This window comes from Mesorhizobium sp. M1E.F.Ca.ET.045.02.1.1 (assembly GCF_003952485.1).
In the GTDB taxonomy this organism is placed as follows: Bacteria; Pseudomonadota; Alphaproteobacteria; order Rhizobiales; family Rhizobiaceae; genus Mesorhizobium.
In genome coordinates, this window is record NZ_CP034447.1 from 4874847 (window position 1) to 4888875 (window position 14029).

Below are 14029 nucleotides of genomic sequence, written 5' to 3' on the forward strand. Positions count from 1 at the left end.
CCATGGCATCGGGCACCAACACCAGGAAGATCCTGCTCGTTTCCACCGACCGGGCGTTTTCGCAGGATACGCGAACAGCTTTCGCGGCCTCCGAGGTCATCGAGCTTTTGACGGTGGAGAAAAGCGTCAACGAGCTGCGTGGCGAGGTCCAGGAAACCGACTTCGGCGCCGTCATCGTCGACATGGACGCCGCCAAGCTCGAGGAGATCGAGTCGCTGCAGCGTATCATGCGCCGGCTGGAAGGCCGCGTTCCGGTGATCGTCGTCACGCAGGAGTTCAATGCCGCGGCGGTGCGCATCCTGGTGCAGCTCAAGGTCGCCGACTTCCTGGTCAAGCCGATCACCACCGCCGATCTGGTGCGTTCCGTCATCCGCGCGTTGCAGGGGCCGGGGCGGGAGGAAAACAGCGAGTCGCAGATATACACCTTCATGCCGGCCGCCGGAGGCGTCGGCACCACCACGCTTGCGCTCCAGACCGCCTTCCAGCTGCATCATTCGGTGACGCGCGGCGCCTCGACCTGCGTGGTCGACCTCAATTTCCAGCAGGGTGCCTGCGCCGAATATCTCGACCTCGAGCCGCGTTTCGACATCACCGAAATCGAGAACCAGCCCGAGCGCCTCGACCGGCAGTTGCTGGACGTGATGCTGTCCAAACATCGAAGCGGGCTTTGTGTGCTCGCCGCGCCGACGCGTCCGTCGGAAATGCGGTCTTTCAAGACCGACGTCGTGGTGCGCATGCTCGACCTCGTCTCGGCCTATTTCGACAATGTCGTCATCGATATGCCGCGCACCTGGTTTCCGTGGACCGAGACGGTGCTGCTCGGCTCCAACAAGCTCTATATCGTGGCCGAGATGACCGTGCCTTGCCTGCGCCACACGCAGCGCCTTATCCAGGCCATCTACGAGACGGCCGGCAAGGAAGTGAAGCCCAACGTCATCGTCAATCGCTTCGAGCAGAAGATGTTCGACAACGGCATCAAGCAGGCCGACGTCCAGGATATTCTCGGCGAGCATTTTGTCGGCGGCATCTCCAACAATTACCGGCTGGTGCGCGAGGCCGTCGACCGCGGCGTGCCGCTGCATGATATCGATCCTAACGCCAATGTCGTCAACGACCTGAAGAAGATCATCCTGCCGGAGGAGGCGGTCACGACGACGGCGAAATCGAAGTCGCTTTTCGGCCTCGGCAAAGGCTTGCTGAAGAGGAAAGCCGGATGAGCAGCCGCTTCTCCAACCTGCAGAACCGCGACGTCCGTCCGCAGCGGCCGCCCGAACCGGCGCCCGTCGCGCACCATGCCGTTGTCATTCCGACGACCCGCAAGCCGGTCGCGCCGAAGCCGGACGCCGCGCCTGGAAAGAGCGCCAACAAGGTGCTCGACGCAAGGGTGCGCATCCACCGCATGCTGCTCGAGGAGATCAACCTCGTCGCGCTGGAGCGTTTGCCGAAGGATGAGATGCGCCGCCAGGTGCATGAATTCGTCTCCGAAAAGACGCGCGAGGAGCGGATGGCGATCAACACCGCCGAGCTCGACGCGCTGGTCGACGATATCGTCGACGAGATGGTCGGCCTCGGCCCATTGGAGCCGCTGCTCAAGGATCCGGAGATCAACGACATCCTGATCAACGGCCATCAGAACTGCTTCGTCGAAAGGCGCGGCAAGCTGCAGCAGGTTCACATCCCGTTCAAGGACGAGGCGCATCTGCTTCGGATCATTAACAAAATCGTTGCCGCCGTCGGCCGCCGCGTCGATGAATCGCAGCCGATGGTCGACGCCCGCATGCTCGACGGTTCGCGCTTCAACGCCGCCATTCGGCCGGTCGGCGTCGACGGGCCGCTGGTGTCGATCCGCAAATTCTCCAAGAACAAGCTCGGCCTGCACAAGCTGGTCGAATTCGGCGCCATCACCCAGAACATGGCCGAGGTGCTGGCGGCGGCCGTGCATGCCCGCAAGACCACCATCATCTCGGGCGGCACCGGCACCGGCAAGACGACGATGCTCAACGCCCTGTCGGCCTTCATCCCCGAGGACGAGCGCCTGATCACCATCGAGGATGCCGCCGAGCTGCAATTGCAGCAGCCGCATGTCGCGCGCATGGAAACGCGCCCGGCAAACATCGAAGGCCATGGCGAGCTGAAGCAGCGCGACCTGGTCAAAAACGCGCTGCGCATGCGTCCCGACCGCGTCATCCTCGGCGAATGCCGCGGCGAGGAGGCTTTCGACATGCTGCAGGCGATGAACACCGGCCACGAAGGCTCGATGGCGACCATCCATGCCAACACGCCGCGCGACGCCATCTCGCGCCTCGAACAGATGCTCGGCATGACCGGCATGCCGATGACCGTGCAGTCGATCCGCAGTCAAATCGCCAGCGCGCTCGACATCATCGTGCAACTGACGCGCCTGTCCGACGGCAAGCGCAAGGTGACCAGCGTCGCCGAGGTGACGGGCATGGAAGGCGACGTCATCCAGATGCAGGAGATATTCCGCTTCGTGCGCACCGGCATGGAGGCGGACGGCAAGATCGTCGGCCATTTCGAGGCGACGGGTATCCGCCCGCGCTTCCTCGAAGACCTGCGCAACATGGGCATCGAATTTCCGGGCAAATATTTCGAACCCGGCCGGCCGCAGGAGTAGCCGGTGTTCGAAGGGTTCAGCCCGATCTACGCCGTCTACGCCGCGGCAGCGCTCACCGGCATCATGATCGCCGAAGGCTGCTACCTCCTCTATGCCGGCCGCAGCGACAAGCGCACGGCGATCAACCGCCGCATGAAGCTGGCGGAGAACAAGATCAGCCAGGAGCAGGTGCTGATCCAACTGCGCAAGGAGCGCGGCGTCGAAGGCGGCAGGTCCCTGTTCTCGCTCGATCGTTTTCGCGCCTTGCGGACGCAATCCGGCATGATCATGCCGCTGCCCAAATTCCTCATGATCACGTCGGGGATAGCGTTCGCGCTGGCGCTTGTCGCAGTCTGGTACGGCCTGCCTTTGCTGTTCGGCCTGGGCTTGTTCCTGGTGCTGTTGCCGGTCTTGCCGGTGATGGCGATGCGTTTTCTGCGCAAGCGCCGGCATAAGCGCTTCGGTTTGCAACTGCCGGAAGCGCTGGAGCTGATCACGCGCGGCCTCAAGGCCGGCCACCCGGTGCCGGTGGCGATTGCGATGGTGGCGCGTGAGATGGCCGATCCGATCGGCACCGAGTTCGGCGTCGTCGCCGACGAGGTGACTTACGGCTCCGACCTGGTTTCGGCGCTCAACAACCTGTTCGACCGGGTCGGCCATGAGGACCTGCCGCTGTTCGTCACCGCCGTGTCGATCCAGAGCAGTTCGGGCGGCAATCTGCGCGAGATTCTGGACGGGCTGTCGTCGACCATCCGCGAGCGCGGCAAGCTGCGACGCAAGGTGCGCGCCATTTCGACCGAAGGCCGCATGTCGGCCTATATCCTGACCGCCGTGCCGGTGCTTTTGTTCACCGCCATCATGGCGCTCATGCCGCAGTTCTACCGGGAAGTATGGGGGATACCGAAAACCTGGTACATGCTTGGCGGCTCCATCCTATGGCTGCTGCTCGGCAACGCCATCATGTTCAAGATGTCGAATTTCAGGTTCTGAGATGGAAGACATCATTAGCTTCCTCGCCTCGCTCGCGCCGACCTCGCCGCTGCCGGTGGCGGTGCTGCTGCTGGTATTGGGCGGAGGCGCGATGGCCTGGCCGCTGGTCGTCGCCAAGGGCGATCGCAATGAGGTCAAGCGCCGCCTGAAGGTCGAGGTGGCTGAACCGGTCGAGCAGGCGGAGCCGGCGCCCAGGAAGAACACCAGCGCCGTGCACGAGAAGGCGGTGAGGCGGGCGCAGGAGTTCTACGCCAAGAGCGATCCGGAAAACGTCGCGCGGCTGCGCCTGAAGCTCATCCAGGCCGGTTACATGGAACCACGCGCCGTCGGCATGTTCTTCCTGATCCGTTTTGCCGCTCTGGTTGGCGTGGCATTTTCCACGTTCCTGATCAACCATTGGGCGGCCAGCGCCGAGTCGACCATGACCAGCCGCTGGACTTTCATCATCCTGTCGGGAGCGGCCGGCTATTTCCTGCCGGGCCTGGTGCTGACCCAGAAGGTGCGGGAAAAGATGCGCGAGTACCGCAACGGCTTTCCCGATTTCATGGACCTGATGATCGTCTGCTCCGATGCCGGCATGAGCATGGAGGCCGGAATCGAGCGCGTTTCGAGGGAACTCGCCAGGACCTATCCGTCGCTCAGCCAGAACCTGCAACTGGTGTCGCTGGAACTCCGGGCCGGCCGCAGCCTCGACGATGCGCTGAAGGCGCTCGCCGACCGCCTCAGCCTCGACGAGGTGCGCTCCTTCGCAACGCTGTTGCAGCAGTCGAAGGAGCTTGGCACCAGCCTGTCGGGCTCGCTGCGCGTCTTTTCCGACGAGATGCGCCACAAGCGCATGTCGCTTGCCGAGGAGAAGGCGCACGCCTTGCCGGCCAAGATGTCGGTGCCGGTGACGGTCTGCATCCTGCCGGTGGTGCTGATGGTCGCCATTATCCCGATCGTCGTGAAGCTGACTTCGCACTGAGCCCGTCAGCGGCACCTGGTTAACGCATCCTTTGCACGCAACCGAAATTTAGCTGCATTTCGGCACCGAAGCTTAATCGCTGTGCTGTATTGTCCTTGTTGAAGAACGACCCGGCAAATCGGGCGATGGGGCAGGGGCATGCGTCACGGACTTCCCACGGCAGCGGCGGCGTTGGCGGCCGTCTTGATGATCACCGGCTGCACGACGAACGCAAACGTCGACACGACCAAGACCACCGCGATCCAGCCGACGGCCAAGGACGTCAGCGCCGCCGACCTGGCGGAGGGCAAGGCGCAGTTCCGCGAGGCGAATTTCGGCCTTGCCGAACAGCATTTCCGCAAGGCGGTCGAGCTCAAGGCCGACAATGCGGAAGCCTGGATGGGACTTGCCGCCTCCTATGACGAACTCGGCCGCTTCGACTTCGCCGACCGCGCCTATGCCCAATTGCTGAGGGTCGCCGGGCGCAAGCCGCAGATCGTCAACAACATGGGCTATTCGCAGCTCCTGCGCGGCAACAAGAACAAGGCAAGGACCCTGCTGCTCGAAGCAAAGGCCGGAATGGCCGACCAGACCGTGGTCGATGCCAATCTGGCACTGCTGAACAAGAGCTAGAGCCTGTCGGGCTTGGATTGAATCGTTGCGCCGGAATTCACCGGGCAATTTCCTGTCTGTCGATTGACGAAATCAAAGCGACAGGGCGGAATTTCCAGCTGGCGGATGGCCCGCTTGTCAGCCGGCTCACCAGGTGCACAACATCGGGCGAATGCCGTTTTCGCACGGATTGCCTCGCGCTCGTGGAAAGAACTGTTTCAATATAAACCAGAAATTTCTAGTCTTCGCGTCTGTCAAGCGAAGTAGTGGATGCTTTGTAAACCTTGTCCCAAGGTTGGGTCGAAAGGTTAGCTAAAAACGGTATCAACGGGCCGCCGTTAACCTAGAATGCAGCGTTACCGACGATTTCCAGGAGGCTGCGGCTCAACAATGTTGGATTTCAGTTCGCTCCTGCTCGCGGCGGCGCTGTCGGGCACATGCCTCAGCATCACCATGTTTGCGATCTGGTTCACCACGCCGCGGGGGCGCTTCATCCTGACGGTCGCCTGCGGCATACTCGTGCTCGTTGCCCATGTCGTCCTGTTCTGGCGCTATACCAAGGACGCCAGCCCCTGGCTCTGCCAGGTCGTGCTTGCGCTGCTGACGTTCGGCTTTCTCGTTATCTGCCTCTCGGCCATGCAATATCTCGGTTTCCGGGACTACCGCCGCGCCATCGTGCCGACGTTTGCGGCCATGGCCGCCTGCGCCGCCATCACCTATCTCGGTTTCGACGGCATCGGCTTCCTCATCACCTATTCGGCGGTGACGGCGCTGCTCGGCGCGATCGGAACGATGTTCTGGATGAAGGGGGATCACGACCGCCGGATCCTGCTCGTCGTTTCATTCCTGAGCGGCGCCTGTGGCGTGTCCTTCGCGCTGTGCGGCCTGGTGCTGCTCGTCCAGGGGCAATGGGTTCTCGGCGCCGCGCCCGACAACTGGGCGGAGCAGTTGAACTCCGTCGTCGCGGTTGCCTGCATGACCGGCCTCGGGGCGCTCACGCTTTCGCTGCACCATCTGCAGGCGCAGATCGAGCTGAAGGCCGAGACGATGACCGATCCGCTGACCGGCCTGATGAACCGCCGAGCGCTCAACGAGCTTTACGGCGATCGCAGCTTCGGTCCGTTCATGGCGGTCGCCATGTTCGATCTCGACCATTTCAAGACGACCAACGACGTCTTTGGCCATCCTGTCGGCGATCAGGTCCTTTGCCGCTTCGCGGCCGTGATCAAGAAATACGGCAGGACCGGTGTCGACGCCTTCCGGCTGGGCGGCGAGGAATTCGCGCTCGTCATATCGCGCATGACACCGGAAAAGGCGCATGACATGGCAAGCAGGATCGGCGTCGCTTTCGGTACCGAGATCGTTCCGACCCATCGCGGCCCGCTGCGCAGCAGCGTCAGCGGCGGCATGGGATTTGGCGGCGCCGACGGCCGAACCCTGGACGAGGTGCTGGCTGAGGCCGATGCCGCGCTGTACGCTGCCAAGCGCGCCGGCAGGAATCGCGTCGTCGTTCAGGAAGAGACCGGCCAGCCCGATACCGGGCCAGCCCTGAAAACTGCCTGACGTTGGCCGCTACTCAGCGGCGCCGAGATATTCCGTTAACGGCGGGCAGGAGCAGACCAGGTTGCGGTCGCCGGCGACATTGTCGATGCGCGAAACCGGCGGCCAGTATTTTGCCGCCAGATCGGCGTCGCCCGCCGGATAGGCTGCCTCGAGCCGCGAATAGGGATGCTTCCACTCGCCCGCGAGTGCCTCGGCGGCGGTGTGCGGGGCATTGACCAGCGGATTGTCGGCCAGCGGCCACTCGCCCTTCGCCACCTTCGCCGCCTCGCCGGCGATCGCAACCATCGCCTCGCAGAAGCGGTCGAGCTCGCGCTTGGGCTCGGACTCGGTCGGCTCGACCATCAGCGTGCCCGCAACCGGAAACGACATGGTCGGCGCGTGGAAGCCGTAGTCGATCAGGCGCTTGGCGATATCGTCGACGCTGATGCCGGCGCTCTCCTTGAGCACGCGGGTGTCGAGGATGCACTCATGGGCGATGCGGTCGTGCCTGCCCTTGTAGAGGAGCGGGAAGTGCAGCGCGAGCCGGGTCGCGATGTAGTTGGCGGAGACGATCGCCGTCTCCGTCGCCTGCTTCAGGCCCGAAGCGCCCATCATGCGGATGTACATCCAGGTGATCGGCAGGATCGAGGCGCTGCCGAAGGGCGCCGCCGCCACGGCATGGGTCGTGCCCTCGGTAACGTGGCCCGGCAGATAAGGCTTCAGATGCGCCTTGACGCCGATCGGACCGACACCCGGCCCGCCGCCGCCATGCGGGATGCAGAAGGTCTTGTGCAGGTTCATGTGGCAGACGTCGGCGCCGATGTCGCCTGGACGGGCTAGGCCGACCAGCGCGTTGAGGTTGGCGCCGTCGAAATAGACCTGGCCGCCGTGCTCATGCACGATGGCGCAGAGGTCGCGCGCGCCTTCCTCATAGACGCCGTGCGTCGACGGGTAGGTGAACATCAGCGCCGCGAGGTCCTTCGAATGCTCGGCCGCCTTGGCCTTGAGGTCCTCGACGTCGATGTTGCCGTCCTCGGTGCAGCGCACCACCACCACGCTCATGCCGGCCATGGCCGCGCTCGCCGGATTGGTGCCATGCGCTGAGGACGGGATCAGGCAGACCGTGCGATGACCCTCGCCGCGCGAACGGTGATAGGCGCGGATGGCGAGCAGGCCGGCATATTCGCCTTGGCTGCCGGCATTGGGCTGCAAGGTCACAGCATCGAAGCCGGTGATCTCCGATAGCCAGGCTTCCAGGTCGCCGATCATGGCGCGGTAGCCGACCGAATGGCCGGACGGCGCGAAGGGATGCAGGTTGGCGACGCTCGGCCAGCTCACCGGCATCATTTCGGCGGCGGCGTTGAGCTTCATGGTGCAGGAGCCGAGCGGGATCATGGCGCGATCGAGCGCGAGGTCCTTGTCGGCCAGCCGGCGCAGGAAGCGCATCATCTCGGTCTCGGAGCGGTTCTCATGGAAAACCGGCTGCGTGAGGAACTCCTTGCCGCGCGGCTTGCCCGGCATGGAACCACCTTCCACCGCGCCGGGCCTGGCGCCGAACAGGGCCGCGATCGCCTCCAGATCGGTGTCGGTGGAGGTCTCGTCGAAGGCGATGCTGATCTTGTCGGCATCGATGACGCGCAGAAGCCGGCCGGTCTTCTCGGCGGCGGCGGCGATCGAGCCTGCCTTGCCCTTCACCTCGGCCGTCACCGTGTCGAAGCGGCGTGTGCCGAGCACCGAAATGCCGGCGGCCTTGAGCCCGGTGGCAAGGCGGTCGGCGAGGGTGTGGACGCGCCCGGCAATCGCCTGCAGGCCGGTGGGACCGTGCCAGATCGCATAGGCCGTCGCCATGTTGGCGAGCAGCGCCTGCGCGGTGCAGATGTTGGACGTAGCCTTGTCGCGGCGGATGTGCTGCTCGCGCGTCTGCAGCGCGAGGCGATAGCCCGGGCGACCCATGGTATCGGTTGACTGGCCGACAAGGCGGCCGGGCATCAGACGGGTCAATTTGTCGGTGACAGCGCAATAGGCGGCGTGCGGGCCGCCAAAGCCCATCGGCACGCCGAAGCGCTGCATCGAACCGACGGCGATGTCGGCGCCGAGCTTCGCCGGCGCCTCCGTCAGCGTCAGCGCAAGCGGGTCGGCGATGAAGACGACCAGCGCGCCGGCGGCGCGGGCCTTCTCGATCGCTGCCTTGTGGTCGCCATAGACGCCAAAGGTGTCCGGCCACGAGACGAGGAGTGCGGCGGTGTTGTCGTCGATCGTCTCGCCGTCGACCTCGGTGCCCAGCGGCTCGGCGCGAGTGCGCACGACATCGAGCGTCTGTGGATGCGGCGTGCCGGCGAGTGCTACCTTGGTGCGCTTGTCGCGGTGATGGCGCAGCGCGATGCCGACCGCTTCGGCAACGGCGGTGGCTTCATCGAGCAACGAGGCCGAGGCCACCGGCAGGCCGGTCAATTCGGTGACCAGGGTCTGGAAATTGAACAGCATTTCCAGACGGCCCTGGCTGATCTCGGCTTGGTAGGGCGTGTAGGCCGTGTACCAGGCCGGGTTCTCGAACATGTTCCGCTGGATGACCGGCGGTACAAAAACATCATGGTAGCCGGCGCCGATGAAGCACTTCAGCACCGTATTCTTCCCCATGATCGCCGATAATTCCGCCAGCGCTTCGGCTTCGCTGGCCGGAGCAGGCAGGGCGAGCGGCCGGTCCAGACGGATCGACTTCGGCACGGCCTGGCTGATCAGTGTCTCGACGGACGGAACGCCGATGACGGCGAGCATGGCTCTGACATCGTTGAGGCCGGGACCGATATGGCGGGCCAAGAAGGGAATAGGTGCTGCGGTCATTTCTAAAATCCCGGTATCAGCCGATATGGGCTTTGTAGGCGGCCTCATCCATGAGGCTGGCGAGCTGGCTTTCGTTGGAAAGCTTCATCTTCCAGAGCCAGCCGTCGCCGGTCGCCGCCGAATTGACCAGCGAAGGGTCGGACGACAGCGACGTGTTGGCTTCGATGATCTCGCCGTCCACCGGCGCGTAGACATCGGAAGCCGCCTTGACGGATTCGACGACGACGGCGGTGTCGCCCTTGGCGAGCTTGCGGCCGATTTCCGGCAGTTCGACGAAGACGAGATCGCCGAGCTGCTCCTGCGCGTAGTCGGTGATGCCGACGGTGGCGACCCCGCCTTCGACGCGCAACCATTCATGGTCTTCAGTAAAATAGGTGTTTGCCATCGGGAAATCATCCTTTGCGGTAGCGGTGTGGCGTGAAGGGCAGGGACGTGACGTCGACCGGGATTTTCGTCCCGCGGACATCGGCGAACAGTCTGGTACCGGACTTGGCCAGCGCGGTGTTGACGTATCCCATGGCGACCGGGTGGCCTGTCGAAGGGCCGAAGCCGCCCGAGGCGACGTGGCCGGCCGGCTTGCCGTCGGCGTCGACCAGCGCCGCGCCGGCGCGCACCGGCTGGCGGCCATCCGGCTTCAGGCCGACGCGTTTTTGCGACGGCCCGCGCTCGAGGATCGAGCGCAACGCGTCGGCGCCGATGAAACCACCGGAGGCGCGGACTTCCTTGGGGATGGCCCACATCAGCCCGGCGCTTGCCGGATCGATCTCGGGTGTCAGGTCCTGGCCGTGCAGGCACAGCCCCGCCTCCAGCCGCAGGCTGTCGCGGGCGGCAAGGCCGATCCATTGCACGCGCTCGTCCTGCAGCAGCTTGGCGACAAGATCTCGGGCGTCCGCCTCCGGCAGTCCGATCTCGAAACCGTCCTCGCCGGTATAGCCTGAGCGGCTCATGAACCAGTTTGGCCGAGGCTCGACGCCGTGCATGAACAGCAGCGAGCCGGTCTCTATGCCGGCGCGCGAAAGGGCTGCCCAGGCATCCGGGCCCTGGATCGCCAGGAAGACGCGGTCGAGCGGCTCGAGCCTGGCGTCGAAATCAGCGGCCAGCGCACGCAGGTGCTTTTCGTCCTCCGCCGCGTTGCCCGCATTGGCGACCACCATGAAGCGATTGTCGCCGAGCCTTGTGACGATCAGGTCGTCGTTGATGCCGGCGGCCTCATTAAGCAAGAAAGTGTATTTGGATTGGGAAATCTCCAGCACGCCGGCATCGAGCGGGCAGGCGCGATTGAGAAGCGCCGCGGCTCCCGGACCGCCGACCTCGAACAGCTTCATGTGCGAGATGTCGAATAGGCCGGCATGCTCGCGCGTGTGGAGGTGCTCCTTCATCACGCCGGGTGGATAGGTGAGTGGCATCGACCAGCCGGCAAATGCGCCAAAACGCGCGCCGGCCGCGCCGTGCAAATCCTCGAGGGGTAGGTGTTTGGTGTCTTCGCCCGTCATGTCATCTCCAGAGTCGCACGCAATCGACCGCCAATCGCGGTCCAGTCCGTGCCCCTCTGTCTGAAGCCTGAGAGACTCGCGCCCCGTAACTCTGTCGGCAGCGCTTACACCTTCGGCGCGGGAAAAATCCCGACTTTCCAGAGTTGTCTTTCCCGTCAACGGTTCTTTTGCCTGAGAGATTTCGGGCGATTTCCCCTTCGGCGACAGCTCTCGCTGCTCTCTCCCGCAAACAGGTGGGACTCAGTCGCCTGAGTCCCCGACGCGCCATCCATAGCCCGTCGGCGACACCTTGTCACCTCCCAGCGACATCTAGGTGTGTTGATATTCAGGTGATGCCGGCCTGCAAATGACGGCTGCTGCGCTTCCGCATGCATTGGCTGACAAGTCTTCGCTAACCACGTCATTTGCCGGTTTCTCAAGACAATGCTGATAAGGCTCAATCGGACAATGCATTGGGTTCGCCGGCAACAGGCGACGGGCAGGGACGGCAGATGGGCGAATCGATCATGAGCGCTCCGGTGGCAGGGCTGACCTCCAAGAACTGCATCACGGCCGAGGACGTGACGATGCTGCGGCGCGAAGTGTTCGCCGACGGCGTCGTGAGCCGCGGCGAGGCCGAGGCGCTTTTCGCGCTCGACCAGACGGCACGGGACAAGTGCCCGGAATGGGCGCTGTTCTTCGTCGAGGCGGTGACCGACTACATCGTCTATCAGGAGAAACCGGAGGGCTATATCTCCGAGGAGAACGCCGGTTGGCTGGTCCGCACCATCTCGCGCGACGGCATGGTGGACAGCCGCACCGAACTCGAGCTTCTGGTGCATGTGCTGGAGGAGGCGAAATCCTCACCCAGCCAACTTTCGGCCTATGCGCTGGAGCAGGTCGCCAATGCGGTGATCGCCGGCAAAGGCCCGCTGATGCTTGGCGGCAACCTTGTACCCGGGCTGATCGCCGAGGCCGAGGTCGATCTTCTGCGCCGCATCCTCTATGCCTATGGCGGCCACGGCAACATCGCCGTCACCAAGGCCGAAGCCGAGATCCTGTTCCGGATCAACGACCGGACCGCGGCCGCCAGCAACGATCCGTCGTGGAACGACCTCTTCGTCAAGGCGATCGCCAATTACGTCATGTGCTCGGCCGGTTACGAGCCGCCGACGCGCGAGGTGGCGCTGCGCCACGAAACCTTCCTGGAGCATGCCGAACCGGAGATCGGCGGCTTCTTCAGCCGCATGGTGTCGGGCGGGCTCGCCGGTATCATGGAAGCCTACCATTCGCCCGGCGACATCGAGGCCGAGTGGGAAGCCAAGAACAGGGCGGCCGAGGCGCTTGCCCGCCGCGCCGAGACGATCGACGCCGGCGAGGCCAGGTGGCTTGCCGAGCGCGTCGGCGATGGACGGCGTCCGCTGCGCGACAATGAGCGCGCGCTGCTGACGCTGATCAAGCACGCCTCGCCGGAAATCCATCCGGCGCTGAAGCCGCTGCTCGACAAGGTGGCTTGAGGCTACTGCTTCGGCTTGGCCTGGTCCGGCTTGGCGTTGGTGTCGAAGCGCGACATCCATTTGAAGCCGCCGAACCAGTAGCGGCGGATGCCGGCGATGGTGCCGTCGGCGGTGCGCGCGCCGATCCAGTTGTCGACGTACTGGACGAGGCGAATGTCATCAGGGCGCAAGGCGAAGGCTTCCGGCGTGCGCAGCAGCGGGCCACCCACCAGCTTGAATTTCGCGTCATAGAGCCTGGCCGCCATCTGCGGCGTCGGCGACGTGGCCACCATGGCCTGCGCGTCACCGCCGATGAGAGCCGCAAAGACGTCGGTGGTGTTGGCGAAGGATAAGATCTCCGCCTTCGGGAAAGCCTCCTTGGCCGCCGCCTCGTCGGTCGAATTGGAGAGCACGGCGATCTTGTAGCCGGGCGCCGTCAGCGCCTTGCCTGGCCGCCTGCCGACGCTGGCTACTGAGGCAACCATGCGAATGTCGGCGGTGCCCGTGGGGTTGGAGAACACGACGTCGCGGGCGCGCTCCGGCGTGTTGGCATAACCGGCCGCGATCAGGTCGAAGTCGCCCTTGAGCAGCCGCGTCTTCAGGTCGTTCCAGGGTACTTCGACCAGCTTCAATTCAACGCCGAGATCCGAGGCGAGCGCATTGGTCAGATCGACATCGTAGCCCGCGAATTTCCCGTCGGCCTTTTTGAGGATCCAGGGCGGATTGATTGCCACCCCGACCGTCAGCGTCTTCTGATCGATGACATGTTTGAGGCTGTCATCGGCGCGTGCCGGCAAAAGAGCAAACCAGGCAGAAAAGGCAAGTATAATCGCGGCGACTATCTTAGCTCGCATGAATATAACCTCGCTGCTGGCCCCTCCGGTTGTCAGATTTACACAGCGGTGCCATTCTGTCGATAGCGGAACCTGATGGAGATTTGCCAATGTCGGCGCGGATGGCAGTTACCGGCTCGATGATGTTCCTGGCTTGCTTCCTGGGCAATCCGGCAAAGCTGTCGCTTCTGCCCGAGGGAGCGCAGGCGGCAGGCCCCAGACGCGTGGTCTGCTCCAGCGCGGACTATCGCTATTCCTATTGCGGGGTCGACACGCGCGGCGGCGTTCAACTGACCAACCGGCTGTCGAAGTCTCGTTGCCAGTACGGCACAAGCTGGGGCTATGACGGCGGCGGCGTCTGGGTGGACAAGGGCTGCTCGGCGGAATTCCTGGTCGCCGGCTCCGGCCGCAGGCCGTCTCCCGGCGATGCGGCGGCGGCCATCATTGTCGGGGGCATCGTCGGCGCGATCCTCGATAACAACAACCAGCACGGCCACCATTCAGACAATTACTATCCGAGGCCGCAGCCGCGCCGCGACGACCGATGGATCGACCCGACGCCGCAATTCGACAGGGAAGGCAATCCCAATTTCGATACCCACGGCAACTATCAGGGATGCCACGGAGTCGGCTGTATGGTGGATAATCCGGACGACACACAGGACGAATGATCGTGTCGCCAAGAT

The 14029-nt window shown here is 64.2% G+C and carries 12 protein-coding genes and 1 riboswitch; of the genes, 8 read left to right on the forward strand and 4 right to left on the reverse strand.

What is annotated here, in order from left to right; all coding sequences use genetic code 11:
• Positions 1 to 2: 2 nt before the first annotated feature.
• From EJ070_RS23420 to EJ070_RS23445, 6 genes are all read left to right on the forward strand, one after another.
• Positions 3 to 1217, forward strand: a complete 1215-nt coding sequence (locus EJ070_RS23420) for a response regulator (protein WP_126093465.1) — start codon at positions 3 to 5, stop codon at positions 1215 to 1217.
• Positions 1214 to 2635 carry a CpaF family protein gene (locus EJ070_RS23425; protein ID WP_126093466.1) on the forward strand — a complete coding sequence of 474 codons (1422 nt, stop codon included), beginning with the start codon at positions 1214 to 1216 and terminating at the stop codon, positions 2633 to 2635. Before EJ070_RS23420 ends, EJ070_RS23425 begins: the two co-directional genes overlap by 4 nt.
• Positions 2636 to 2638: 3 nt before the next feature.
• Positions 2639 to 3604 (forward strand): type II secretion system F family protein, encoded by a 966-nt coding sequence (locus tag EJ070_RS23430; protein WP_126093467.1) that lies wholly within the window; start codon positions 2639 to 2641, stop codon positions 3602 to 3604.
• 1 nt (position 3605) lies between these two features.
• The gene (locus EJ070_RS23435) at positions 3606 to 4568 is read left to right on the forward strand and encodes a type II secretion system F family protein (protein WP_126093468.1); all 963 of its coding nucleotides are present in this window, start codon (positions 3606 to 3608) and stop codon (positions 4566 to 4568) included.
• 138 nt (positions 4569 to 4706) lie between these two features.
• Positions 4707 to 5180, forward strand: a complete 474-nt coding sequence (locus EJ070_RS23440; RefSeq protein WP_126093469.1) for a hypothetical protein — start codon at positions 4707 to 4709, stop codon at positions 5178 to 5180.
• 369 nt (positions 5181 to 5549) lie between these two features.
• The gene (locus EJ070_RS23445) at positions 5550 to 6722 is read left to right on the forward strand and encodes a GGDEF domain-containing protein (RefSeq protein ID WP_126093470.1); all 1173 of its coding nucleotides are present in this window, start codon (positions 5550 to 5552) and stop codon (positions 6720 to 6722) included.
• A gap of 9 nt (positions 6723 to 6731) precedes the next feature.
• On the opposite strand, the gene gcvP is transcribed toward EJ070_RS23445, so the two are convergent.
• From gcvP to gcvT, 3 genes are read right to left on the reverse strand one after another with little or no spacing between them, the layout of a single operon-like run.
• Positions 6732 to 9542: an aminomethyl-transferring glycine dehydrogenase gene (gcvP, locus tag EJ070_RS23450; protein ID WP_126093471.1), complete on the reverse strand. Its 2811-nt coding sequence runs from the start codon at positions 9540 to 9542 to the stop codon at positions 6732 to 6734.
• A 16-nt stretch (positions 9543 to 9558) separates the two neighbouring features.
• Complete coding sequence (gene gcvH, locus EJ070_RS23455; RefSeq protein ID WP_126093472.1) at positions 9559 to 9927, reverse strand: glycine cleavage system protein GcvH; 369 nt, start codon at positions 9925 to 9927, stop codon at positions 9559 to 9561.
• Positions 9928 to 9934: 7 nt separating this feature from the next.
• Entirely contained in the window at positions 9935 to 11035 is a 1101-nt protein-coding gene (gene gcvT, locus EJ070_RS23460) for a glycine cleavage system aminomethyltransferase GcvT (RefSeq protein WP_126093473.1), read from the reverse strand.
• Between the two features lie 149 nt (positions 11036 to 11184).
• Positions 11185 to 11271: riboswitch (glycine riboswitch) on the reverse strand.
• A 255-nt stretch (positions 11272 to 11526) separates the two neighbouring features.
• On the opposite strand from gcvT, the gene EJ070_RS23465 reads away from it, so the two are divergent.
• The gene (locus EJ070_RS23465) at positions 11527 to 12531 is read left to right on the forward strand and encodes a hypothetical protein (protein ID WP_126093474.1); all 1005 of its coding nucleotides are present in this window, start codon (positions 11527 to 11529) and stop codon (positions 12529 to 12531) included.
• Between the two features lie 2 nt (positions 12532 to 12533).
• Here EJ070_RS23465 and EJ070_RS23470 read toward each other — a convergent pair whose 3' ends face one another.
• Positions 12534 to 13364 carry a transporter substrate-binding domain-containing protein gene (locus tag EJ070_RS23470; protein WP_126093475.1) on the reverse strand — a complete coding sequence of 277 codons (831 nt, stop codon included), beginning with the start codon at positions 13362 to 13364 and terminating at the stop codon, positions 12534 to 12536.
• Positions 13365 to 13453: 89 nt separating this feature from the next.
• Here EJ070_RS23470 and EJ070_RS23475 point away from each other — a divergent pair, with 89 nt between their 5' ends.
• Complete coding sequence (locus EJ070_RS23475) at positions 13454 to 14014, forward strand: DUF3011 domain-containing protein (protein WP_126093476.1); 561 nt, start codon at positions 13454 to 13456, stop codon at positions 14012 to 14014.
• The last annotated feature ends 15 nt before the right edge of the window (positions 14015 to 14029 follow it).